We start from the raw sequence: 25,462 nt of genomic DNA, 5'->3' as shown, positions 1-25,462 counted from the left end.
CAAACAGTTTATCGTTGCTATAATCATTGTTCTCTCCAAACAGAATGGTTTTGTGATTTTTAGAAATAATAATGGAAATCACAAACCTGAATGGAGAATACAATGATGAAGAAAAAGCATAAGGGATTATCTGTCTGGCAGCTTACCATGATGGCTTTGGGAACAGTCATCGGGGGTTCTTTTTTTCTGGGCTCATCAGTAGCTATCAATGCTGCAGGACCTTCAATTATCATTTCCTTTATTCTGGGCGGAGTACTTGTTTATTTTGTCCTTTTTGCCTTGTCCGAAATGACGGTTGCGAATCCGGATGTAGGTTCCTTTCGTACCTTTGCAGCTCAAGCCTTCGGCAACGGAACCGGTTTTGTTGTGGGTTGGTTTTGGCGATGTCCAGTGAGGCCACTGCTGTATCCATTCTGGTGCGGGAATGGGTCCCCAATATCTCCATAGCCGGATTGGGAAGCTTCATCATTGTGAGTATCACGCTGTTAAATTTACTGGGAGCTGATAAATTAAGCAAGCTGGAGAGCGGTCTGGCTGCTGTAAAATTGCTAGCCCTGGCTTCGTTTATTATCATCGCCTTACTTTTGATTCTGGGATTATTTCCGACTGTCTCCCAAATAGGTGCCGGAGAATTAGTCAGGGAACCTTTGATGCCGGCGGGAATTAAAGGGATAGCAGGGAGTATGCTTATTGTCATATTTTCCTATGCAGGTTTTGAAATCATCGGACTAGCTGCTTCGGAAGCCGACAATCCAGCAAAAACAATTCCCAAAGCAATTTCCCACACAGTATTAATTCTGGTAGGCTTTTATATTGTCTCTATTGCTGTGCTGCTTCCGTTAATCCCCACCTCCAGTCTGAGTGAAAAATTTAGTCCCATGGTAGCTGCGCTTGATAGATGGGGAATCGGCTGGGCGGGCAACGTCATTAATTTTGTACTTATAACAGCGATACTATCTACAATGTTGGCAGCGATGTTTGGTCTGGGCAGAATGATGCGGTCTCTTGCCGAAGAAGGCCAGGCACCCAGGTGGTTAAAGGATCGGGGAAATGTCCCGCATCGGGGAATACTGATTTCTGGGTTAGCGATGCTTGCAGGATTAGGCATTGGTCTTTTGCTCCCAAGTGTGTACTTATTTTTGATAAGCTCCGGTGGGTTTGCTTTGCTATTTACGTATACGGCAATTATGGCGACTCATCTGCGTTTTCGAAAAAAATATGGGTGTCCGCCATCAGGCAAGTGTCAGATGCCTCTATACCCCTATTCTACCTGGATTGTTTTTCTGAGTCTGATCATGATTATCCTAAGTATGCCATTTATCTCCGGGCAGAGAACAGGTCTTATTGCAGGGATCATCATGATTGCTGTGTTCTATATCCTCTATATGTTTCTAACCCGGATCAATAAATTACAAACAAATAGCGCTAATACAGCTAATAATAAACGATTAAACAATAATACTTGTAAAACGAAATTGTCCGTAGAACTCTCCAGAGAGTTAATAGAAAAAGTGGATTCTCAGGCAGACAGAAAGCCAGAATGATCCTAGTGAATCCTGTCTAAAAAAATTTAACGGCAAGCCTCTAATTCCTGAACTTTATTTGAAAACCAGGCCGTGTGCAGATCTTCATCAATTAGATTGGCCCACAGGACAGAAAACAACGCATGATCTTTTCCGACTTTTAAGATCAAGTCTTTATAATCACTCATTGCTTTTTTCTCCAGAAGAATATCGGCTTTTAGCAGGGGGACTATTCCAAACGCAGCAGTAATATTCCCGGCAGTCTTTCCCAGGAGCGGGGAAACAATATCCCCAAAAATGGTCGGTTCGCTGCCGTATTTTCGTATTTGGGCAGCAATATTATCGACATGCTGCTGTTCAATATAAGATGATCGTTCTAATACTTTGCTGATATAGATATCATTGACCATTTTACTTTGGGCCATATAAAGATCAACTTGGTTCAATTCAAGGCTGTAAAACCAGTTAAGCTTTGCAATGATTCCGTCAGTATCCAGATTTCATTCCACCACCTGACTGCCTCAATGTCTTGATGCTTGTACTTAAAGAAGTCTTTCATAAGTCTATTCTATTATTGATAAAATGTCATGCAAATATACGACCAGAGTTATCTCTTATTGAACTACAGATAAATGCTCCATTAATTTCAGTAAATCTTATTTTAGTGGTAAAATAGGGTGGGGTTTCCAGCCAGGAAATCACTGCAGATCAAACTAACTCTGATACTGCTGGAAGATACAAATACAATATTGCTGCTTGGAGGGTAAAAAATGAATGCTGCTGACGAAGGAATCGTCTACGAAGAATTTGATGTAGTAGAGATCCAAAGAGAAAATGATGTCATTGTGATGAAAGAAGCGGTGAGAAAGGTCATCGCCGAAGTGTCTCTTAAAATGATAGTCAATGGACAGGAGCTTGTTTCAGTTCTCTGTCTAAACCGGCACCACGAGGAGTTGGCCCTGGGTTTTTTGTATAATGAGGGTGTCATTGGTTCTTATGAAGATATCAAAAGCATCGAATACAATGAGAAAATGCTGGCAGTGCTGATTGAACTTAGAGAAGGGATGGTCATTGACAGACGTGAAAGCTTGAGAAGTATCACTTCCGGCTGCGGCAAGTGTTATACCTACATTAATCCGCTGAAAAAGACGCAGTATGCCGTCAACATGAATAAATCCACCTTTTCCGCAGAAAATATCCTGACGATCATGGATAAGTTCATCGAACAGTCTGAAATCCATCATACGATTGGAGGTGTCCACAGTGTCTTTTTTCACACTGAGGGATTTGAAGTCCTGAATGAAGACATTGGCAGGCACAACTGTCTTGATAAAATTACGGGAATTTTGATGAAGGCAAACAAGATGGAACTTGCCGCAAATGGCGTGGTTTTTATCAGCGGCAGGCTTACTTCGGAAATGCTTATGAAAATGATCAGACTTGGAGCACCCGTGGTAGTTTCCAAATCGACACCCACTACAGCGACCATCAGACTTGCCCGGGAATATAACATTACACTTCTCGGCTATGTCAGAGGAGGCAAAGGCACTGTTTATGCCTGTCCGGAAAGGCTGACTGACACCTCCGACAGCCAAATCTAATGCCCGCATATTTTGAAAAAATTTGTCGAATAGTAGGAATTTCTTAACTTATGTAGAAATAGTATACAAATCTTTTGAAATGACAGAATGTTTAAATTATTGAAATTTTCTGATAAGGTAAAAATAGTTGAATTGTTCTAATTTGAGAAACTCTTTTTGAAAATAAATATAGGGCAGGTGGTACGGATGTCTGAAAAGATGGAACTAAGGAAATTTGTCACACCTGAAATCATTACCGGCCTTGATGCAAGACGATTAGTTGGCCGGTATATCTCTCATTTTGGAACGAAAAAACCGATGATTGTTACGGACAATAGGATTTGTAATCAGAATTGGTATACGGAAACCCTTGAGGCCATCAAAGTCCCCTATGTTGTTTTTGATGACGTTACTGAAAATCCCAAAGACTATGAAGCGATGTTGGGGAGCAAAACCTTTTTGGATCAGGATTGTGATCTCATTATTGCTATCGGCGGCGGTAGCGTCATGGATTGTGCGAAGTGCATCAGCATACTGGTAGCCAACGGCGGAAATATTCTAGATTATGAAGGTGTCGATGAAGTCAATTTGCCGGGACCGCCGCTGATTTGTATCCCGAGTACGGCTGGAACGGCAGCAGATGTATCTCAGTTCGCCATTATTTGTGACACGCTGTATATGGTCAAGAAAGCTATTATCAGCAAGAAAATTGTACCGGATCTGGCCTTAATTGATCCGGTACCACTGATGACCATGGATCCTTATTTGACTGCCTGTACGGGAATGGATGCGCTGACGCATGCTATCGAAGCTTATGTGTCCAATGCGCAGTCACCGCTGACCGATGTTCACGCTCTGGAAGCGATCAAATTATTAAATGAGAATATTGAAGCCGCAGTCCAAAAAGGCCGGACGATTGATACAATGTATCAGATGATGCTGGGCTCTCTTCAGGCCGGGCTGGCATTTTCCAATGCTAGTCTGGGTGCTGTACATGCCATGGCCCACAGTCTCGGAGGATTTTTCAATTTACCGCATGGTAAGTGCAACAGTATCTTGCTCGAGCATGTTATTGACATTAATTTTGATGCTGTACCTGACCGTTTCCGAAGGATTGCGGAGCAGTTGAATATTTTAGCTGATTTTAGTTCTGATCTGAATGTCAAAGAAAAAATTCTTAAACGGGTCAGATCCCTGCGTGAAAACTTAATGATTAATGCGACGGTAGAAATCGAACAAATTGACGAAAATCAGATGAACAGACTGGTTGAAAATGCAATGATTGATCCCTGCATGGTTACAAACCCAAAAAAACTCACGAAGCAAGAGGTTAAAGCAATTTATGAAAGAATATTACAATGCTTTAAATGAGAAAGAAATAACAAGGCAAGCCATCATTGGTCTCGGGGAAAATTCGATTCGCAAAAATTACTATCCCGAGCTGCAGGAAAAGTTATTGGATCTTGAGCATATTAATATTCGGAACAAAGCTTTGATGGCCGCGATTCAGGACATTATGCTGGTTAGCGATTCAGATGGGCATATTTCGCCGTTTGCCGTCTCCAATAAAAAGGACGATCCTCTAACACTAGAGATCTTAAGGAATAACGAAATTGTTTGGAGATTACAGGAGGCAATTTATCAGGTTGTTCAGAAACGGGGGATGGTCACCTGTGATTTTAGGCTAAAGTACCAGGGACGGGACTACTATTTTGAATCGCGAATTCACATCTCAGAGATTAATGAAATCTTAATACTGGTTCGGGATATGACTGAAAGAACCCTAATGGAAATGCAGTTAAGAGAGATGGTGGAAAAAGAAAGCCTGACAAAGCTATATAAACGGCACTGTTTAATCAACAAACTGGCTGAATTCCATGGAAAGAGCTTTGAAAAGCTTACTGTTTTGCTCTTTGATATTGATGGGTTAAAAATCATTAATGATACGTTCGGTCACCAAAAAGGGGATGAAGTGATTGTATCTGCAGCGCGGATGATTACTGACCATTTCAGATTGATCGGGTACATCGCCCGTATTGGCGGAGACGAATTTTGCGTAATTGTCGAGGGCCTCTCCAGCCGGGAGATTGAGCAGCAGGTTGAACAGATGAATAAAATGCTGCATAAATACAATGAGCAAACAGATATATTGAAGATCTCACTGTCTTCGGGCTATTCTTTCCATAAGGCAGGTATTGTCAATACGGATTGGATGTTTCAGGAAGCAAATAACAACATGTATCAAAACAAATTATTAAAGGAATCTAGCAACCGGAACGATTTGGTTAAGACCTTGATGAGAGCATTGGAAGCGAAGGATTATTTTACCGAGGGTCATGCAGAACGGATGGGTGAGCTTGCAACTCAAATGGGTACAGCGCTGGGGCTTCCTCAAAGCAAACTTGATCGAATCAAGCTGCTTGCTAAATTTCATGATATTGGTAAAGTCGGAATTCCAGACAGGATCCTGTGTAAACCTTCCAAGTTGAACGAAGAGGAATGGAAGGTCATGAAAACGCATTGCGGGATTGGGGAAAGAATTGCGTCTGAATCCTCAGAATTAAAGGGCATCGCACACTTGATCTTGAAGCACCATGAAAGATGGGACGGCAAGGGTTATCCTTTAGGATTGAAAGCAGGGGAGATACCGATCGAATGCAGAATTTTAAGTATCGTAGATACCTTTGATGCGATGACGAATGACCGGCCGTATCGTGAGGCACTGTCTCCCGCCGAAGCAATCAAGGAAATCGTTTCTTGTTCTAGGACGCAGTTTGATCCGGTTTTGGTTCTCTTGTTCAAAGAGATATTTGAAAAGCATATCGGCTGACCATATAAGGTCTTTTTTGAAAATAATTCACAATATTCACACAATTATCCACAATTAATAGCTCCATCCTTACAATGAGGCGTTGGAATAATACCAAATCTAGATTTTTGTAACCTTGGTTACCGATTCCTGGCAATCTTTTACGTATGATTAGAAAGACAATAAGACCATGGTTCAATACAAAAATATGGGGAGGTAAATTCTTATGTCTCAGATGTTCTGTTTTCAATGTGAACAAACTGCCGGTGGAAAAGGATGCACGAACGCAGGGGTCTGCGGAAAGAAACCGGAGGTAGCTAATAAGCATGATGAACTCACTTGTGCCCTGATTGGATTGGCAAGAGCGGCATCCGGTCAGAAAACTGCACCGGAGACAGATGCTTTGGTGATGCAGAGCCTGTTTGCCACGGTGACCAATGTTAATTTTGATCCTCAAGATTTTGATGCCTTCATACAAAAGGTAACTGAAGAGAAAAACAAACTTGGCGGGGCGGAAGATTTTGCACCTGAAGCTTTGTTCCATGGCGATCCGGACATCGTCTCGCTGCGTTCGACTTTGCTGTTAGGCATACGCGGAATGGCGGCATATGCCTGGCATGCGTATGTTCTAGGCAAGCAGGATCCTCAAGTCACCGCCTGCTTTTATAAAGGATTGAAAGCTGTCGGCGAAGATCATTCTGTCGATGAATGGCTGGAGTTGCTGATGGAATTCGGCAAAACCAATCTTGCCTGCATGGCGCTGCTCGATGAAGCGAATACTTCGGCTTATGGTCATCCGGTGCCAACCAAAGTTACAACAACCATAGAAAAAGGACCATTCATTGTGATCACCGGCCATGACCTGCTCGATCTGAAACAATTGCTGGAGCAGACAGAAGAAAAAGGAATCAATATTTATACCCATGGTGAAATGCTCCCAGCCCACGCCTATCCTGAATTCAAAAAATATACACATCTGAAGGGCAATTTCGGAACGGCCTGGCAGAATCAGCAAAAGGAATTTGACAATATTCCGGCTCCGATCTTCTTTACGACGAACTGTCTGATGCCGCCCAAAGCCAGTTACGCTGACAGGGTTTATACGACATCCGTCGTCGGTTATCCCGAAATGAAGCATATCCCAGATGCCAAAGTCAAGGACTTCTCGCCCTTGATTAAGCAGGCGCTTGAACTTGGCGGCTACAGCGAAGATCAATACAGGACAGGAATCAACGGTGGAAATGAGCTGATGACAGGTTTTGCCCGGAATACTGTTCTCGGAGTCGCGGATAAAGTGATCGATGCCGTCAAGGCCGGAGCAATCAAGCATTTCTTCCTGGTTGGTGGCTGCGATGGCGCAAAGCCCGGCAGAAATTACTATACCGAGTTTGTGAAGCAGACGCCTATGGATACGGTCGTACTGACACTTGCCTGTGGCAAATACCGCTTTAATGACCTGAATATCGGAGAAATCGGGGGACTGCCGCGGCTGATGGATATGGGACAATGCAACGATGCCTATTCCGCGATTCAGGTTGCTGTCGCGCTGGCCCAGGCCTTTGAATGCGGCATAAACGATCTGCCGTTAACACTGGTACTCTCCTGGTATGAACAAAAAGCGGTCTGCATTCTGCTGACCCTTCTGGCTCTGGGCATAAAGAATATTTATATCGGACCATCCGTTCCCGCTTTTTTCTCTTCCAATGTACTTAACGTTTTGGTCGAGAAATTCAATATTACACCGATCTCCACACCAGAGAATGATTTAGCAGCTATTCTGGCTAAATAAAAGGGTTCTCTGTCAATCCGAATGCTGCCGGCACTATGTTGGCAGCATTTCATTTTGGGTGTTAATAGCCCCTTTTTTGCACATTTAGCATGACCTAGCTGCTTTTCACTACCATGTTTGCTTGGACTGCCAGATCACGTTGCGTTACGTGAATTATTCCACAAAATTATGCTATAATGTCTTTGTGCGTTGATTTTTCACATAAAGGCTGGAAAAAGAGTATGCAGGTATTTTTACGGATCGATATTAATCTTGCTGCCCTGGTGTTGTTAGGGGTAGTATTTTTGATTGCTTACCAGAGTCTTGACCGGCAGGATAGTATCAATAAAAAATTTCTGACCACGTCTTTAGTCATTATGCTGGAGCTTGTTTTTGAAACGCTGACCTGTATGATCAACAGACGCCCGGAGTTATGGTTGATCCCGGTGTCGGAGCTGATGCATATATGTTTGTTTATTACGGCGCCGCTGTTAACCTATTCGTGGTACAAATTTAATTACAGCTGGGTTGAACCCGACAGTACAATTTTTAAGACCAGGCAAACCCTGTATTTCATTCCGATTGTCATCAATGCAGTACTGACCGTTTTATCGCCTATTTACGGTTTTATCTTCACTATAGACAGTGCGAATGTCTACCACCGGGGATCACTTTTTCTCGTTTCAGCCGTAATTACCTATTTCTATCTGATAATCAGTCTGATACAGATCCTTAAAAGAAAAGGGAAAATCATTAAACAGGAATGGATTCCTTTAATAGCATTTGGAATACTGCCGATTATCGGAGGGATCCTCCAGTCGATGTTTTATGGTGTGCTTCTGATGTGGAGTTGTACGGCATTTTCCCTTGTGATCGTCTATTATTTCCTGCAGCAAAGAATGGTTCATCTAGATAACCTAACTGGCGTATGGACGAGAGGATCTTTTGATTATTACATTTCCCAAAGGATCCACCATAAGGCTGATGACAAATTCGGGCTTATTTATGCCGACCTCGACGGACTGAAACAAATTAATGACCAATATGGACATTCCGAAGGGGACAAAGCAATCCAGGATGCTGTCGAGCTGATAAGAAGTGTCTTAAGAAAAACAGATATCATTGCGAGGATGGGTGGCGATGAATTCGCGGTAATTATGGAATGTGACAGCAAAGAAGCTCTGGAGAAAACAATTGAGAGAATCAATGTGTCTTTTGAAGCGTATAATAAAACTTCCGGAAAGCGTTACAGGCTGGAAGGAAGTTTCGGGACTGACATCTTCGATAGGAAATATGCCAGCATCGAGCAATTTCTGAACCATGTCGACAATCTGATGTACAGCCAAAAAAGGATAAAAAAAGCGGATATAGGATGATCCGCGGGGCTTGATTCCTTTTAGCGAGTAATTCTTTATGAACTAAAGAGAAACCGTCCTAATAGACTGAAAATTCGTAAAATTTTATTAATTTTAGCCTAAACCACGATATTTGCAGGTTGACCGAAAGCCTGTATTTTATGTATGATGATAACAAGCTCCAAGGAATTCCTAAGATGGAATACCAGCAAAGCCTGAAAATAGAAACAAAACGTTACCATTGGACGGTTAGGTCGGTGAACGAAAAGGTTCACTATATCTGGAGAGTTTCGAAGAAAAAAGTCTGCAACGGGATTGATAGAAATGAAGGTTTGGTTCTAAAGAATCTGTAAAAAGGATTTTTAAGAGGCAATTCTGAAATGAAATCAAACTGAAGTGGGTAATGAGTAAACGGAAGATCTGTAGACGAAGATCTTTTAAGGACGGTGGATAACGGGAAACGAAGTTGAGGGTAATGCTGGGGATACATTGATAAAGGTTCGTTGGAGCTCATTTTTTTTACTTTTCACGTTTGTAGGCTGCGATATACGGAAGGTTTCGGTACTTTTCCTGGTAATCGAGGCCATATCCGACTACAAATTGGTCCGGCATAAGAAAACAGCAATAATCGATGTTAATGGTGAGGAGTCTCTCCGAGGGATTGTCCAGCAGGGAGCATATTTTTAAACTGGCCGGCTTCGCAGCTTCGAGGTGCTGGCAGATATAAGCAAGCGTAAGTCCGGTTCCGACCACATCTTCTACCAAAAGAACATGTTTACCGGTGATCGAAAGGTCAAGATCTTTCACAAATTTTACAACGCCAGTTTTATTCGTTTCATCAGGGAATGCTTTGATCGACAGAAAATCAATGCTTAAGGGTATCGTCAGGTGCCGGGTCAGGTCAGCTAAAAAGTAAAACGATCCTTTTAGGACACTGATCACAACCAGCTCTCTGCCCTGATAGTCGGCATCGATGATTTGCCCGGTTTCGGCGACTTTCTGTTGAATTTCCTCTGCAGTGAAAATAATCTTTCCAACAGCATTAGCATTCATTGCGCAGGTCCTTTCTTATGCCGAATCTCTCCAAGAGGGAATAAAAATCATTTTTAAAGACAATGTTGATGTTGGTACCGGGATAGAGTTGTTTGAGCAGCTCAACCTTTTTCTTTTTTTCGGAAGTATATTTTTGGTTCATCGTGGTCAGTTCTATGAACGTATTAAATCTGGGCAGGTAAAAATCAGGCGAAAACGCCATCGTAACATTACCCTCTTCGTCCCATCGAATCGGGAACGTACGAGGCTCGTACTCCCAGTCAAGGTGGTACATATCTAGGATTCCGGCAAATTCCTCTTCGGATGGATGCTTGAAAATGATCGGCTTCTTACCGTCCTGAGAAGGAGATTCAGCCGCAGGAGAGTAGAACTGCTTGTTTCTGGCATAGTACGCCAGAAGTGCAGCGCCTTCTTCGATGCCAATAAAATCTGTGTTCAGCGTAATACCGTAAAGAGAAGGATCAGACCAGTCTCTATGATAAATAGTGGAAATATACCGTTTGTGTTTGCGGTCGGTCAGCTCCAGGAATCTTTCGGCATTGGAGCGGTCCAGACGGAGATCATGCATGATTCGACCGGTTCGGACTTCATCTGAAGCTATGATTCTGACGTGGATTGCTTCAGGATGGCGAGAGAAAATAATCTGAGCGCCGAGACCAAAGACGATGGCAGGTTGTTCGGAAATATAACTTTTTAGTTTGTCTTCAATATGCTTGGCAAAGGTGAGGCCTTGAGAGGACAGATTCAGATAAAAGCCGGGGCTTTCTTTCAGCATATGCGTCTCATGTTTATCGGCAATCTCCGGCAGCCATTGGTTCACAACAACATCGTGCGTAATCAGAGGCAGATCTAATTTCTTGGCGAGGAGTCCGGCTATTTCTTTCCCCAGGCTTCCTGTTTGTCTGGAAATTGTAAGAAATACCAAATCAGTCACCCCCACAGCAGTAATGATATCGGTTCAGTCCTCAGATTATTATACCATACCAGGCCAATTAGAATCGGAACGCTGGAAATGACTAAACTGGTTTCTTTTTCCTAAGTTTTACAAAGAGAAGAACGGCCGAAAGCAAAATTGCTGCAATACTGATGACTTGGGCTATTTTAAATGGACCAAGCATCAGACTGTCGGTTCTGAGACTCTCAATAATAAAACGGCCTGCCGAGTACAGTAATAAATAAAGCAAGAAAATGATGCCGTCAGGTGTTGATTTCTTCCTGATCAGCCAGAACAAGAACAAAAAGATCAAAGTATCCCATAAAGACTCATATAAAAAAGTGGGATGGTAATATTGGCCGTCAATATACATGCCTTGCTGAATAAAATGCGGGAATTCACTGATAAAGGATTCACTAACCGGGCCGCCATGTGCTTCCTGATTAAGAAAGTTGCCCCATCTGCCAATCGCCTGGCCGATAACCAGACTTGGCGCGATAACATCGGCCACAGACCAGAATTTTAAATCCGGATCTCTGCGGGTAACCCCTAAGACCGCCAGGAAACCGCCGATGATTCCGCCGTGAATGGCTAATCCGCCATGCCAGACAGCCACGATTTCTGCCGGATAAGCGATGTAATAATGCAAATTGAACAGGACGTAATATAGTCTGGCGCCGATCAGAGCAGCAGGAATCATAACAATTAGAAGGTTAAAAAATTTGTCAGGGTCCAGCTTGCGATAGTTCGTGTGATGGTTCGCGAGAATGAGTCCGGCACAAAACGCCAGCGCGATTAGTATACCGTACCAATGAACAGAAAAAGGACCAATCTCAAATGCAATAGGGTTCAAGAAAATCAACTCCCGTATTAATGAATACACTATCTTTCCGGAATTGTCCAGCAAAAATGCCCGATTGAACTCTTCCGGGAATCGTGTAGAAGCATTACTGGATATTTGCGAAAAGACCGATACCGTAGTATTGTGGTGTTATCAGGTAAGTTTAAGGTTATTCTATGATTCTTTGCGATGAATTGTTTTCAGGGGGTAGACAATGCAAATATTATTAATCTATAATCCGCTTGCCGGAAACGGCAGCTTTAATAATCACTTGGACAGCATTATTGAAGCTGTCCAAAACAAAGGCTATTATTTGGTCCCTTACAGGATCAGCACCACGGAAGCCCTCGAAAAAATGGTCTCCTTAGTGGATATCAACAGTTTCAACAGGATCTGGATTGCCGGGGGCGACGGGACGATCCACCAGGTCGTTAATGTTCTTTTTCGTTATGATTGCCAGATCCCGGTTGGAATATATCCGGTAGGAACTGCCAATGATTTTGCTCGTTATTTTCATTTTCCAGAGCGGATCCCAGAAATGACGGAGATCCTGCTTCAGGACTATTTTACTGTTTGTGATATCGGGGTTGCCAATGGCCGCTATTTTTTAAATGTGGCCAGCTTGGGTTTTCTAATCGATGTCAGCCAAAAAACTCCCAAGAGAATTAAACAAAGTTTTGGGACTCTCGCCTATTATTTAAAGGGTGTCGAAGAATTCGCTAACATGAAACCGGTGAAAGTCAGTATTCGGAGTCGGGAAGCCAACCGTGACGATGAAGTGTATTTTATCTTGATTATGAATGGCAAATCGGCAGGCGGCTTTAAGAGGATAGCGCCGCTGGCTTCTATAAGCGATGGACTGCTTGATGTATATATTTTTAAACAATGCCCTGTTCTCGAACTGATCCCACTGGTTATCAAAGTGGCAAACGGCGAACATGCGGAGAGTCCATATGTAGATTATTTCCAGACGGCAGAGCTAACAATCAACTGTCAGGAAACGATTGGCACTGATTTAGACGGAGAAAAAGGATTTAATTTTCCGTTAAGAGTCACCGTTGAACCCGCCAAACTTAAAGTCATTACCAGAGAGAATTAAGAGGATGGCTATCTGGATAAAAACGGTTTTGGCTTCTTAATTTAGACGTAAAAATTTTCAATGCAAACGTTAATAAAAATATTCATATTGAAGACAGGTCCGGGTAAATATTTTTATTTTGGGCAGATTAATGATGAAAACAAATTGCTTTAAAATATTTGATGCAAAGGAGGAATTGTCTTGAGTGTTATCGGCTGGATTATTTTGGGCGGCCTTGCGGGGTGGATTGCCAGCATGATTACAGGTCGTGATGCCAAAATGGGCGTTGGAATGAATATTGTTGTCGGGATCGTCGGGGCGTTCATCGGCGGATGGATCGTCAACATTTTCGGGGGAATAGGGATCAACGGATTTAATGTCTGGAGTTTCTTGGTTGCTCTCCTCGGTGCGGTGATCCTGTTGTCCATCGTCAATGCCTTAACGGGCAGAAAACACCACAATCAGTATCAGTCGTAAATGTTATCCCAGATTTTGATGGATGTTAGAAACGGCGGAGTAGATCTCTAGCCGTTTCCATTTTTTATTTAGCGTTAAATCAAACCAGCAAAACTGACTTAGCACAGTTCTGTCTCGGTGCATACTGATCCACAACACTTGACAAATATTCGGAAATTTGATAGCATTACCTAAAATTATATCATACAGTTTTATATTGGAAGGCTGTACCATGACAGTGTAAAGCATTCGTCTTTAACAGAAATGCTAAGGGGTGAAGGCTTTTTTGGTATATCAGAAAAAATCTAAGCACTTTCTGATATCACGGAGGCATGGCGCCAGTAAAGTTTTCTATAGTTTATAAGATATAAAATGCTAGGAGGAGATTATGTTGAAACTTGCGTTTTCAACCCTGGGTTGCCCGGATTTCAGCTGGACTGATATCTATTCCATGGCCAAGGACTTTGGCTTTGACGGCATTGAAATCCGCGGTCTGGGCAGTGAGATCTTTGCAGTGCAGGCCCAGCCTTTTACTGAGTCTCAGTTGCCACAAACCATAAAAAAGTTATCCGAACTCCGTATTCAAATTCCTTGTCTGTCTTCCGGCTGTTGTCTAAAGTATGCTGAGAAAGCGGAACAGAATCATCAGGAGATCGTTCAGTATATTGAATTAGCCTCCAAGCTAGGAACCCCGTATATTCGTATCCTCGCCGATATCGCACCGCAGCCGACGGGTGAAGTCGATGACGAGGTGGTACTTGCTGCGCTGAACCGTCTGGTACCTCTGGCCGAAGAAAAAGGTGTCACCCTTTTGGTTGAAACGAATGGAGTCTATTCCGATACCTCCCGTTTATGCCATCTTCTCAACCATGTCGCGAGTGACAATGTCGGTGCCTTGTGGGATATGCATCACCCTTACCGTTTTGCAGGGGAGACACCTGGGAAGACCCTACAGAATCTTGGCGCGTATATTAAATATGTACATATCAAGGATTCCGTCGTAGAGAACGGTACTACCCGGTACCGCATGATGGGAGAAGGGGATTTACCCATTGATGAGATGATGCGCGCCCTGCGTTCGATAAATTATGAGGGCTATGTTTCTTTGGAATGGGTCAAACGCTGGGCGTCGGATCTTGATGACGCTGGTGTTGTTTTCCCGAATTTTGCGGAATATATGAGCCAGTATACTGAAAAATCTGCGGTGAAGGGCCATTTATTTGACAATAACGCCAAGACAGGGAAATATGTCTGGCAAAAAGACACCTTGATTGACCTTACCTTTCCCCAGGTACTTGATCGAATGGTGGATGAGTTTCCAGATCAGTATGCTTTCCGCTACACGACCATGGATTATACCCGCACGTATAAAGAATTCCGGGATGATGTCGATACATTTGCACGATCCCTGATTGCCATGGGGGTCAGACCCGGGGACCATGTGGCGATCTGGGCCACCAATGTTCCGCAGTGGTACATTACCTTCTGGGCTGCGACGAAGATTGGCGCTGTCTTAGTAACGGTAAACACCGCGTATAAGATTTATGAGGCGGAGTACCTGCTTCGCCAGTCGGATACACACACGCTGGTCATGATCGACGGATATAAGGACTCCGATTATGTCGGCATTATCAAGGAGCTTTGCCCCGAACTGGAGACTGTCGAGGCCGGAAAGCCGCTGCATATCAAACGGTTGCCTTTCCTGCGCAATATTGTCACGGTTGATTCCAGGCAGAACGGCTGTCTGACCTGGGAAGATGCCATTGCCATGGCTGACAAAGTCCCTATTGAGGAAGTATACCGCCGTGCGCTTTCCCTTAACCGCCATGATGTTTGCAACATGCAGTATACTTCAGGAACCACCGGTTTCCCGAAAGGCGTTATGCTGACACACTATAATGTCGTGAATAACGGTAAAAATATCGGCGACTGCATGGATCTCTCCACAGCCGATCGCATGATGATTCATGTCCCGATGTTCCATTGCTTCGGGATGGTGCTGGCGATGACTGCTTCCATGACCCATGGGGTGACCATGTCCCCGATACCGGCGTTCTCACCGAAGATATCGCTGGATTGCATCAACAGGGAAAAAATTACCGCCTTCCACGGTGTTCCGACCATGTTCATTGCGATGCTCGAACATGAAGATTTTCTGAAAACAGACTTCTCCTACATGCGGACCGGAATCATGGCAGGAAGCCCGTGTCCGGTAAAGGTAATGCAGGATGTCGTTGAGAAGATGAATATGAATGAAATCACCATTGTATTTGGGCAGACAGAGTCTTCACCCGGCTGCACCCAGAGCCGCGTCGACGATTCCGTAGAACTGCGGGTTGCTACTGTGGGCCGTGCTTTGCCTGGTGTTGAATGCAAGATCGTCGATCCAAAGACCGGCGAAGACCTGCCAGATAATGAGGACGGCGAGTTTGTTGCCCGGGGCTACAATATCATGAAAGGCTATTATAAGATGCCTGAAGCGACGGCAGCGGCGATTGATGAAAATGGCTGGTTGCACACCGGTGACCTGGCAAGACGCGATGAGAACGGATATTATAAAATTACCGGACGCATCAAGGATATGATTATTCGCGGCGGGGAAAACATCTATCCGAAAGAAATTGAAGATTTTATTTATACTCATCCAAAAGTCAAAGACGTTCAGGTTATTGGTGTCCCTGACAAACAGTATGGAGAAGAGATCATGGCCTGTGTCATATTAAAAGACGATGCCGAGCTGACCACAGATGAGCTGAAGGATTTTGTCCGCACCCACATGGCCAAGCACAAAACACCGCGTTATATTGACTTTGTGGCAGAATTCCCGATGAATGCCGCAGGCAAAATTATGAAATATAAAATGCGCGAAAGCGCGGTCGAAAAGTTAAACCTTCAGGCCGACAACAGTATTGAAACTGCCTAAGGTACTTCTAGGAAACCTTATTGTGTTTATCAAATGGCAAAAATTTTCTTTGGATGAATAGAAAATTATGGTATAATATTTGCGTAATTCGCAAAATGTGGTGAAACAAGTTGGTCAGGAAGTTTGATTTGATCAAATATAAACCGCTGGAACGAAAATTCCTGCTCTTTAGGTGGGGACTGCTTATTGTCGCCCTGGCTGAGCTGATCCGTTTTCAGGGCTCTTTCACGGGCGTGTTTTTTGTTGGTTTCTTTATCGCCCTTCTATATGATGCATTTATTTCCGTTTGTGTCTTCAGCAAGGACACCAGGGCCGAGAAACTGATCCGACTCAGCTTAGTGCTTGATATTCCTGTTTGTACCTTGTTGATGGCAGGAAATGTTGAATTACTGAATATGCTCTTTTTTTCCTATTTCTTCTTTGTTTCTTTTCACGGCATGCGTTATGGGATTCCGGGTTTGATCATTGCGGCGACCGAAAGTGTAGCCTCTTTATTCATTACGTCATTTAAGATCTCGGATCTGTTTGTATCCGTGAATATCTATCTGTTCAGTCTTGTGCTCCTGGCCTTCGGTTTCATCATTGTGTTTGAAGTCAACAGTTTGCTGAATATCAGCCAATATCAGTTCAGAAAGGCCAAAAATCAGGCGGCCAGAGATCCGCTGACGGGGCTTCCGAACCGTCTGCTGTTGGAAAAGAGTTTTCAGAAGGCTGTATCCAATTATCAGAGGACAGGGCAGCCTTTTTGCATTGCCATTTTTGATATTGATAATTTTAAAAAGATAAATGATCAGAAGGGGCATGTCTTTGGCGATAAGGTCTTGCTGGTTTTAGCCCGTGTTTTAAAAACAAATGCCAGGGCAACTGATTTTATCTGCCGTTACGGCGGTGAGGAGTTTCTGATTATTCTTTATGGTTGCGTCCTGGAGGACGCCTGCCTGAAAGCGGATAAAATCAGGGAAGAATTTGCACTTAACAGTTATTTTGATAAGCCACTGACCGTGAGTGCCGGTGTCTGTCTCTATCAAAAAGGTTGCTCGCTGACTGAAAATATTGAGATTGCGGATAAAGCACTTTACGCTGCCAAAACAGCAGGGAAGAACAGGGTCATCTCAGGCAGCCGTTTTGGCGTTGATCCTTTCCATAAAGAAGCTTAAAGATCAAAATCCTCCACCTAAGTTTTCTAAATTATTTTAATATTTCCTCAGTCCGGCGGAATACTTTTCGGAAATGAAAACCGTATATGGACAGGGTTACTGCCAGCGGAAATATATTACGGCGTTTCCGCAGAGACCAAATGATCAGTTTCCAGTAGTAGCGTCTTTCCTGGCCGATAATTCCCAAACGGAATACCGATCTGATAAACGCGAGTACCTGGCAACGGTCGATTCGCTGAGCCGTAAATCCAGCAGGCTCGTACTGTTCTAAAAATGTCAGGACCCGCTCATAATATTTTCTTGGAGAGTAGATCGTATCGACAATTCGTTGATAGCCTTTGACCAGCAGGCGGCTTTCCATTTTTGGTATGAAGTTCATTGAAAAGTCGGTGTTGTCGCCGCTGATGCTTTTTAACAGTCGGCCTTCCGCAGCCAGACGCTGATATAGTTTGGTTCCTTTCGGCGCATTCAGCAGCCCGACCATCGCGGTAACGATCCCGCTTTCCTGAATAAAGGTTACCAGTTTGTCAAAAATAGAGGCATTGTCGTTGTCAAACCCGACAATAAAGCCGCCTTGAACTTGAAGGCCGAATTTCTGGATTTTTTTAACACAAGCAATTAGATTGCGGTTTTTATTCTGAAGCTTATTGCACTCAACCAGGCTGTCTTCATCCGTGGTTTCAATTCCGATAAATACAGTCATAAACCCCGCCTTGACCATCAGATTCATAAGGATGTCATCATCAGCCAGATTGATCGAGGCCTCTGTGATAAACGAAAACGGATAATTTCTTTGTTTCATCCAGCTGATCAGCGCAGGCAAGATCTCATCCTTTAATTTCTTTTTGTTACCAATAAAATTGTCATCGACCAGGAAGATGCCTCCCCGCCATCCGGCCTGATAAAGGGAGTCCAATTCTGACAGGAACTGCGGAGCGGTCTTGGTGCGGGGCTGGTGGCCGTATAAAGATGTAATGTTGCAGAAATCGCAGTGGAATGGACATCCGCGTGAATATTGAATATTCATCGTTGCGTAGTGTTTCATATCGATAAGGTCCCACAAAGGCGCAGGAGTATTTCTGATATCCGCCCATTCCTCCGTTGTATAAATGTGCGCTGCCGATCCGTTCACAAGGTCACGTATAAAGGCAGGTACAGTGGTCTCCCCTTCATTCAGCACGAGATGATCTACATCATCGTACTCCTCGGGCTCGGAAGTAAAGAGGGGACCGCCTGCAGTGATTTTGACTCCAAGGGCATGACAGCGGTTGATGATTTCCCTGACGGATTCCTTCTGGACGACCATGGCACTGATCCAGACATAATCGGCCCACAAAATATCCCGATCCTTGAGTTTCGTTACATTCATATCGACAAGACGCTTTTCATAGTGTTCTGGCAGCATAGCAGCTATTGTCAGTAGTCCAAGCGGCGGAAACCCAGCTTTCTTGGACACGAACTTCAGCGCATACTGGAAACTCCAATAGGTTAGCGGTATTTGCGGGTAAACAAGTAAAATTTTCATAGATTCGCCCTTTCTGTTCTATTGACTGGCATAGCCATTTATAGCATATCCACTTTTTACTTGCTCAAATCGTTTCTGGTTTATTCGCTAATTGATCCGAACGACACCAGACATTGCAATTTATCATCTAGTAAATTAAAATAGATATAGAATCAAGAAAGGGAGAGAATAAGATATGGGGGAAAATGCTGAAGATATACCAAGTAGCATCATTTCAAATGACTCTTTATTAGGATTTTGTGAAAGGCTTTGACAATCCTGTACCAGGAATGATTCTGCCTTTTTATTATTATCAGGAGGAACAATCATTGATTACCGGGATTTTGTTTTTAGTCGTGCTGATTGCGCTCAATGCCTTTTTCGCTGCCTCGGAGATTGCTTTGATCTCCCTGAATGACAATAAAATCAGAATGATGGCTGAAGATGGCGACAAAAAGGCCAAAATTTTAACCAATTTGCTGGGCGAGCCGAGCAGGTTTCTTGCGACGATCCAGATTGGGATAACGCTGGCGGGCTTTCTGGCCAGTGCATTTGCTTCGGAGAATTTTTCCGATCCGCTAGTTTCGTTGCTGATAAAGCTTGGAGTTCCCGTTTCAGCATCCTTGCTGAAGACTATAGCCGTTATTCTAATTACCATCATTTTATCTTATTTCACGCTGGTACTCGGAGAGCTTGTGCCGAAAAGAATTGCGATGAATAAAGCTGAAAAGATCGCCTGGTTTGCTGCAAGTCCGCTGTATATCCTGTCTAAAATTGCCTCACCATTTGTAAAAATGCTTACGGCGTCGATGAATGTGTTTGTCAGGCTTCTCGGGGTAGATCCGAATGCGGAAAACGAGCAGGTCACTGAAGAAGAAATCCGCATGATGGTTGATGTCGGCGAGGAAAAAGGCGCTATCCATGAAACAGAAAAACTGATGATTAACAATATTTTCGAATTTAACAATAAAACAGTTTCCGAAGTCATGACCCATCGCACGGATATTGCAGCGCTGCCGATTGAAGCATCTTTGAGTGAAGTCATTGCCTTTATCAATCATGAGAAGTATTCCAGGATACCCGTCTATGAGGAGAATATTGACAATATTGTCGGGGTGCTGCAATCCAAATACCTTTTCCAGTATTTAACGAACAACAGCAATCCGGAGACATTTCATCTGCGGGACGTTGTCCGGGAACCCTATTATGTACCGGATTCGAAACGCACCGATGAATTATTCAAAGAACTTCAGCTGAACAAGACACATCTGGCTGTGATCATTGATGAATACGGCGGGACGGCCGGTATTGTGACGCTGGAGGATCTTATTGAAGAAATTGTCGGCAACATTTTTGACGAGGATGATGAAGTCGAACTGGAATTTGAAAAGATCGATGAAAATACCTATATGATCAACGGGGCGACGAGCCTCGATGCGGTTCAAGATTATCTCGGCGTGGAGCTGCCGATTGAAGAATACGAGACCCTAAGCGGTTTTCTGGTTGGACAGCTCGGAAGAATCCCCGGAAGAGATGATAAGCCTTCCTTAGAATTCAACAGTTTGATGTTTAAGGTTGAGGAAGTCGATGAAAAAAGGATTGCCAAAGTGAAGGTCTGCAGGCTATAACACTTAGGTTTCTAGTCCGTGGCCGTCAAAAGGCCGCGCTTCGCCATCCAGGCTCCGCTTGTCGCGGAACTGTGGCACGCAGACTAATAAAACATTCTTGAAATAAATACCCAAATATATGCTTGCCTTAGACTCCCTGGTTGGTCTGTGTGCCACAATTCCGCTTTCGGCCGTTGCGTCCTCCTTGACGCAAACAGCCGCGCTTCGCCTCCATGCTCCGCTTAACGCTGGAATTGTGGCCCCCAGACCTAATTGGGGGCAATCAACTTTGCATGAATTATTTGAGCAGAGAATTTAAGAACGCTATTATACGAATCATATGCTTGTTAGGAATTGGCTTCTTTTATTCTGCCAAACCTTTTGGAGGTGTTATATTTGGGAGAAATAAGTTTTGATCCGAATCAGAATAATCGAAATGCTAATAACAAGGCAGAGCTTAAGATATTTGACCCGCAGCCATGCTGCTGCGGGGATGACAGTTTAGCAGGGTCTGTGACCGTTTATGACAAGGAATGCGGCTGGATTACAGGTGAAATAAAAACACCGGCGGGGCTGGTGCCTCAGGTTTCGACGAACTTAACAGCTTTGGATATCCTGGGGGGATGGAAAGCCCGCTGGGGCATCAACCGGATGAATTATAAAATCAATCCCGGGCTTTATGCTGTCGGCAATCCGGATGAACATTCTGAGGTTCTGGTAACGGCCAATTACAAAATGACCTTCGATGCCCTTCGCAAGGAGCTGGCCGGACTTCAGGCCTGGATCCTGGTGCTTGACACCAAAGGTATTAATGTCTGGTGTGCGGCAGGCAAGGGGACATTTGGCACGGTGGAACTCAGCAGTCGGATCGAGAAAACCAGGCTTGCTCGGATTGTGTCACACAGGACATTGCTTCTGCCGCAGCTCGGCGCTCCCGGGGTAAGTGCGCATCAAGTCCACAAACAAACCGGTTTCAACGTCGTGTATGGTCCGGTCAGAGCTTGGGATATCCGTGAATTTATCGCTTCCGGAAGGAAAGCGACAGCCGAAATGCGGACTGTGAAGTTTACGGCGTATGACCGGTTGGTACTTACGCCGATGGAACTTACCGGTACATTTAAGATATCCTTGATGATTTTAGGCATTTTATTTATCTTTAATCTGATCCGTCCAGGAGCTTTTGGGATTACTGACTTTTATGCCTATGCCGGGGCGCTGATTGTAGGCTGTGTTCTGACCCCGGTTTTGTTGCCGTGGATTCCCGGAAAAGCATTTGCCTGGAAGGGATGGCTTCTGGGCTTACTTTGGGCGGCAGCAGTGAATGTGCTGAACGGCTGGCCGGAGGAGCTTTCCTACAGCTGGTTCAGGGCTCTGGGGTATTTGCTGGTTCTGCCGTCAATTTCTGCGTTTTATGCGATGAACTTCACCGGATCTTCGACATATACTTCGTTTTCCGGCGTTATGAAGGAAATGAAAACCGCTGTTCCGGCTATTGCGGTTACCATATGTATCGGTTGTATTCTCATTCTGCTGAGCAGTTTATTCGGGTTGTAAGGGGGAAGCCTATATGAAGCACCGCTATCTAAAAAATGTTTCAACGCTTACGCTTAAATACGAGAAATGCACCGGCTGCGGAAGATGTCTCGAGGTCTGTCCGCATCAGGTCCTGGGTTTAAAATGCAAAAAAGCAGAGATACTGGATATAGATCTCTGCATGGAATGCGGCGCCTGCGCCCGTAATTGTCCGTTTGAGGCGATCGATGTCAAGTCCGGCGTGGGCTGCGCCTCGGCGGTCATCACGGGGTGGCTTACAGGGACAGAACCAAGCTGCGACTGCTCAGGGGGCAGCAGCGGGGGATGTTGCTGACCATGGGATAGACAATTATTTTTTCTTCAGTCTTTTGAAAAAAATTTTCGCCATTAGCCATCCTGCCATCAGAAGTGCGATCAGATAGCCGATCAGGCTGATGACCGGAATCCCAAGCAGCCGGGGCGTGATGCTCGTCATACAGACCAGACTGGCCCCGATTAGGAAGGCCGCACTGAGAATGCTCAAGACGAGCTTGTCCATAATCATGTCGGCCTGACGTACGGGTTCATCGGCACTGGACAGATCAATATTGATCTTGGCCTGTCCTCTCATCGCCATTTTGAGGATGTTGGCGAACTGAACCGGCAATTCCAGACTGTTTTTGGTGAAACCGTACAAAGAAAGCCCTGCAGAAACCAATTCCTGTCTTGCATCCAACTCACTTAGGAATTTTCCGGAAACGTGATTGGCCATGATTTGAATGAAATTGACTTTCGGACAACATACGGCGAGTACTCCCTCGATCGTAATGACCCCGCGCCCAAGTATCGTGAAGCCTGTCGGTAGGGATATCTGATGGAAATTAAGAACTTCCTTGACTTCTTCCATGATCTGGCCAAAATGCAGCTCAGACAGATCCAAATCACCATAGCGCTCCAACAAGCTTTCGATATCTTCATAGAGCCTGGTGTGGTTTACCCTGCCTTTGATCGTATCGAGTAATAGAAATACTTCTTTTAATCCTTCAATATCATGCTGGACGATAGCCAGGATGATTTTTTTCAACAGCAGCCGGTCATGATTATTGATTTTTCCAACCATCCCTAAATCGAGCCAGACGATTTTTCCGTCTCGGATAAAGATATTTCCCGGATGCGGATCCGCATGAAACAAGCCGTCATCGACAATTTGTTTGACATAATTTTCGGCGAGTTTTATTCCGATCTCATTTAGATCGTAGCCAAGTGCATGAAGCTTATCAAGATCATCGATTTGAACGCCATCGATGTATTCCATAACAAGTACTCTCGGGGTGCACAGCTGACGTTCGATCAGTGGAAAGGCAATATACTTCACACCTGTATTCAGGTCGGTAAATTCTTTGATATAGTTTGCTTCGGCAATAAAGTTCATTTCCTGCTGGGCAGTCGCCCACATTTCATCGATAAACATTCTAAAGTCGATATCTCCGACATTGATGTTTAAGACTTTGATCAGCGAGATTGCTTTTTTCAGCAGTTGGATATCCCGTTCCATCGTTTGATAAATTCCGGGGCGTTGCACCTTCAGCACGACGACTTTGCCGTTTTTCAGCACGGCTTTGTGCACCTGCGCAATCGATGCCGAGCCGATGCACACAGGGTCGATTTCCTGAAAAGCTTCCTCTGGGGCGAAACCGTATTCTGAGGCGATGACCTGAAGCACTTCTTCATAAATCATCGGCTTCACATCGGTCCGCAGCTCGGCCAGTTCATTGCAGTAACTCTTCGGGAGCATATCTGTGCGCATAGACATAATCTGACCGAGCTTGACATACGTCGGGCCGAGGTCTTCCAGGATGAATTTTAGCTTGGCTGGAGAAACGCCGTGGATGATTCCATGGCGTTTCAGCACAGTGACCATTTCCTTTAAGCGGGCTGCGGATGATAGTTTGACCTCAGTTTGGGTCATTCTTTTTCTCCATCTCTGCGAGCTTTTCTTTGAGTACAGAGAGCTCTTCTTCATTGAGCGTGTTAACCTTTTGCAGAAGATCCTCCATGTGACGGGCGGAAGAATGATGATGTAGATTTTCAGAAAGGTTGCGTTTTAATTCCTCGTTGATGACTTTGCCTTGTTCGACGGTAAGCTCACCTTTTTCAATTAATGAATCAATGACTTCCTTAGCTTTTTCGGCCGTCGTCGCTATTGCCCCAATTCCCGCCAGAAAGAATTTTTTCATTTCATCGCTTGCATTCATACTTTAACAACCCCCTTTATGCTTTTAGTATATCTAAAAATAGGTCTAAAATATATAGAAAATGTAAAATGTTTACTTATGCCTAATCTTTGGATTGATCGATTTTTCAGATATTCATTGCTCTGGGATTTTGTGTTAAGATATGACTAAAGCTATATTTTAACCCTCACAACCGCAAGCTACTCGAGAATAACGACAAGGAGGAAAATACGCGATGAAAGTGATCAGGAATCTCTTCGTTACATTCATGTTTTTGGCTTTAGTGAGCCTGGCAGGGTGTCAGTCGCAGACAGGACCAACTCCGGAGCCTTCTCCTGAGCCTGAACCCTCTGCTGTTGGAACGATGAAAGCAGCGGTCTATTATCTAAAGGATAGTAATAATGAAACATACCTGGTCAGAGAGGTGCATGAGATCCCGAAAAGCGCAGGTGTTGCCCGGGCAGCTCTTGAGGAGCTAATTAACGGTACCCCTGTAACGGCAGGCGCATTTAAGGTACTTCCCGCCGACACGAAAATTTTAGAAGTTAATATTGAAAACGGCTTGGCAACCATTGATTTTTCCGAAGAGGTGCTGCATGCGAACGTTGGTGCCAGCGGCGAAACGCTTGGAATTGCCAGCATTGTCAATACACTGACGGAGTTCCCGACGATCAAAAAAGTTCAGTTTATCGTAAACGGCAAGGCTGAAAACGGCATGGACTGGTGGGGCCACGTCGGTCTTTATGAGCAACCCTTTGCCAGGGATCTCAGCTCGGTCTATGAACCGGCGATCTGGGTTACGGCTCCTGTCGACGGCCAAACCATAACGAGCCCACTGAAGATCACCGGAAATGCCCAAATCTTCGAAGCTGTCGTAAGCTACCGCTTAAGGGATGCACAAGGTAATATTCTGGCAGAAGGCAACACAATGGCGGCAGCAGGGGCACCAGGCCGAGGCGATTTCGAAGCCTCGCTGACATTTACGCCGTCGGCAGCAGGAAGCGGTCAGCTCGAAGTATTCGAGTCCAGCATGAAGGACGGAAGCGATCTGAATAAGGTCATTATTCCTGTTAAATGGTGATCGGATTAAGTTTTCTTATTAAAATACAAAACCGATTAAGCAGGGAT

Annotated in this window: 20 protein-coding genes and 1 pseudogene; 14 read left to right on the top strand and 7 right to left on the bottom strand. The window is 44.4% G+C overall.

The window, feature by feature from the left end; all coding sequences use genetic code 11:
• Window positions 1-105: 105 nt before the first annotated feature.
• Window positions 106-1,544, top strand: a pseudogene (locus C1I38_RS11970) (amino acid permease).
• 26 nt (window positions 1,545-1,570) lie between these two features.
• On the opposite strand, the gene C1I38_RS11965 reads toward C1I38_RS11970, so the two are convergent.
• Window positions 1,571-2,002 carry a ferritin-like domain-containing protein gene (locus C1I38_RS11965; RefSeq protein ID WP_083916692.1) on the bottom strand — a complete coding sequence of 144 codons (432 nt, stop codon included), beginning with the start codon at window positions 2,000-2,002 and terminating at the stop codon, window positions 1,571-1,573.
• Between the two features lie 291 nt (window positions 2,003-2,293).
• Here C1I38_RS11965 and fdhD point away from each other — a divergent pair, with 291 nt between their 5' ends.
• The 5 genes from fdhD to C1I38_RS11940 all read left to right on the top strand — a co-directional run bounded on the left by fdhD (window position 2,294) and on the right by C1I38_RS11940 (window position 9,056).
• The gene (gene fdhD, locus C1I38_RS11960) at window positions 2,294-3,124 is read left to right on the top strand and encodes a formate dehydrogenase accessory sulfurtransferase FdhD (protein WP_020491053.1); all 831 of its coding nucleotides are present in this window, start codon (window positions 2,294-2,296) and stop codon (window positions 3,122-3,124) included.
• A gap of 186 nt (window positions 3,125-3,310) precedes the next feature.
• On the top strand, window positions 3,311-4,474 hold the full coding sequence (locus C1I38_RS11955) for an iron-containing alcohol dehydrogenase (protein ID WP_020491052.1): 1,164 nt from the start codon (window positions 3,311-3,313) through the stop codon (window positions 4,472-4,474).
• Entirely contained in the window at window positions 4,446-5,933 is a 1,488-nt protein-coding gene (locus tag C1I38_RS11950) for a diguanylate cyclase (RefSeq protein WP_020491051.1), read from the top strand. Before C1I38_RS11955 ends, C1I38_RS11950 begins: the two co-directional genes overlap by 29 nt.
• A 205-nt stretch (window positions 5,934-6,138) precedes the next feature.
• The gene (gene hcp, locus C1I38_RS11945; protein ID WP_026156193.1) at window positions 6,139-7,701 is read left to right on the top strand and encodes a hydroxylamine reductase; all 1,563 of its coding nucleotides are present in this window, start codon (window positions 6,139-6,141) and stop codon (window positions 7,699-7,701) included.
• 221 nt (window positions 7,702-7,922) lie between these two features.
• Window positions 7,923-9,056 (top strand): GGDEF domain-containing protein, encoded by a 1,134-nt coding sequence (locus C1I38_RS11940; protein ID WP_020491049.1) that lies wholly within the window; start codon window positions 7,923-7,925, stop codon window positions 9,054-9,056.
• Window positions 9,057-9,554: 498 nt separating this feature from the next.
• On the opposite strand, the gene hpt is transcribed toward C1I38_RS11940, so the two are convergent.
• The 3 genes from hpt to lgt form a co-directional block, all read right to left on the bottom strand.
• Window positions 9,555-10,088, bottom strand: a complete 534-nt coding sequence (gene hpt / locus C1I38_RS11930; protein WP_020491047.1) for a hypoxanthine phosphoribosyltransferase — start codon at window positions 10,086-10,088, stop codon at window positions 9,555-9,557.
• On the bottom strand, window positions 10,078-11,013 hold the full coding sequence (locus C1I38_RS11925; protein ID WP_026156192.1) for a cytidylate kinase family protein: 936 nt from the start codon (window positions 11,011-11,013) through the stop codon (window positions 10,078-10,080). Before C1I38_RS11925 ends, hpt begins: the two co-directional genes overlap by 11 nt.
• Window positions 11,014-11,104: 91 nt before the next feature.
• Entirely contained in the window at window positions 11,105-11,875 is a 771-nt protein-coding gene (gene lgt, locus C1I38_RS11920) for a prolipoprotein diacylglyceryl transferase (RefSeq protein ID WP_026156191.1), read from the bottom strand.
• Between the two features lie 202 nt (window positions 11,876-12,077).
• Between lgt and C1I38_RS11915 the strand changes: the two genes are divergently transcribed.
• The 4 genes from C1I38_RS11915 (at window position 12,078) to C1I38_RS11900 (ending at window position 17,477) form a co-directional block, all read left to right on the top strand.
• Window positions 12,078-12,962 (top strand): YegS/Rv2252/BmrU family lipid kinase, encoded by an 885-nt coding sequence (locus C1I38_RS11915; protein ID WP_020491044.1) that lies wholly within the window; start codon window positions 12,078-12,080, stop codon window positions 12,960-12,962.
• 180 nt (window positions 12,963-13,142) lie between these two features.
• A complete protein-coding gene (locus C1I38_RS11910; protein WP_020491043.1) occupies window positions 13,143-13,418 on the top strand; it encodes a GlsB/YeaQ/YmgE family stress response membrane protein in 276 nt (91 codons plus the stop codon).
• A gap of 370 nt (window positions 13,419-13,788) precedes the next feature.
• Window positions 13,789-16,320 (top strand): AMP-binding protein, encoded by a 2,532-nt coding sequence (locus C1I38_RS11905; protein ID WP_207668623.1) that lies wholly within the window; start codon window positions 13,789-13,791, stop codon window positions 16,318-16,320.
• Between the two features lie 128 nt (window positions 16,321-16,448).
• Window positions 16,449-17,477 (top strand): GGDEF domain-containing protein, encoded by a 1,029-nt coding sequence (locus C1I38_RS11900; protein ID WP_243103742.1) that lies wholly within the window; start codon window positions 16,449-16,451, stop codon window positions 17,475-17,477.
• Between the two features lie 31 nt (window positions 17,478-17,508).
• On the opposite strand, the gene C1I38_RS11895 is transcribed toward C1I38_RS11900, so the two are convergent.
• Window positions 17,509-19,002: a B12-binding domain-containing radical SAM protein gene (locus C1I38_RS11895; protein ID WP_020491040.1), complete on the bottom strand. Its 1,494-nt coding sequence runs from the start codon at window positions 19,000-19,002 to the stop codon at window positions 17,509-17,511.
• Window positions 19,003-19,271: 269 nt separating this feature from the next.
• On the opposite strand from C1I38_RS11895, the gene C1I38_RS11890 reads away from it, so the two are divergent.
• The 3 genes from C1I38_RS11890 (at window position 19,272) to hgcB (ending at window position 22,455) form a co-directional block, all read left to right on the top strand.
• Window positions 19,272-20,609, top strand: a complete 1,338-nt coding sequence (locus tag C1I38_RS11890) for a hemolysin family protein (RefSeq protein ID WP_020491039.1) — start codon at window positions 19,272-19,274, stop codon at window positions 20,607-20,609.
• A 522-nt stretch (window positions 20,610-21,131) separates the two neighbouring features.
• Window positions 21,132-22,142: a mercury methylation corrinoid protein HgcA gene (hgcA, locus tag C1I38_RS11880; protein ID WP_348980876.1), complete on the top strand. Its 1,011-nt coding sequence runs from the start codon at window positions 21,132-21,134 to the stop codon at window positions 22,140-22,142.
• Between the two features lie 13 nt (window positions 22,143-22,155).
• Window positions 22,156-22,455 (top strand): mercury methylation ferredoxin HgcB, encoded by a 300-nt coding sequence (hgcB, locus tag C1I38_RS11875; RefSeq protein ID WP_083916689.1) that lies wholly within the window; start codon window positions 22,156-22,158, stop codon window positions 22,453-22,455.
• A 15-nt stretch (window positions 22,456-22,470) separates the two neighbouring features.
• Here the strand turns inward: hgcB and C1I38_RS11870 are convergent, their stop codons facing one another.
• Window positions 22,471-24,069, bottom strand: coding sequence for an AarF/UbiB family protein (locus tag C1I38_RS11870; RefSeq protein ID WP_020491037.1), 1,599 nt, complete (start codon window positions 24,067-24,069; stop codon window positions 22,471-22,473).
• Window positions 24,056-24,355: an aspartyl beta-hydroxylase gene (locus C1I38_RS11865; protein ID WP_015045216.1), complete on the bottom strand. Its 300-nt coding sequence runs from the start codon at window positions 24,353-24,355 to the stop codon at window positions 24,056-24,058. Before C1I38_RS11865 ends, C1I38_RS11870 begins: the two co-directional genes overlap by 14 nt.
• A 214-nt stretch (window positions 24,356-24,569) precedes the next feature.
• Between C1I38_RS11865 and C1I38_RS11860 the strand changes: the two genes are divergently transcribed.
• On the top strand, window positions 24,570-25,415 hold the full coding sequence (locus C1I38_RS11860) for a Gmad2 immunoglobulin-like domain-containing protein (protein ID WP_020491036.1): 846 nt from the start codon (window positions 24,570-24,572) through the stop codon (window positions 25,413-25,415).
• Window positions 25,416-25,462: the final 47 nt, after the last annotated feature.

This window comes from Dehalobacter sp. 12DCB1, assembly GCF_004343605.1.
Classification (GTDB): Bacteria; Bacillota; Desulfitobacteriia; order Desulfitobacteriales; family Syntrophobotulaceae; genus Dehalobacter.
The sequence above is the reverse complement of the archived record's forward strand: the minus strand, read 5'-3'. Positions and strand labels throughout refer to the sequence as shown.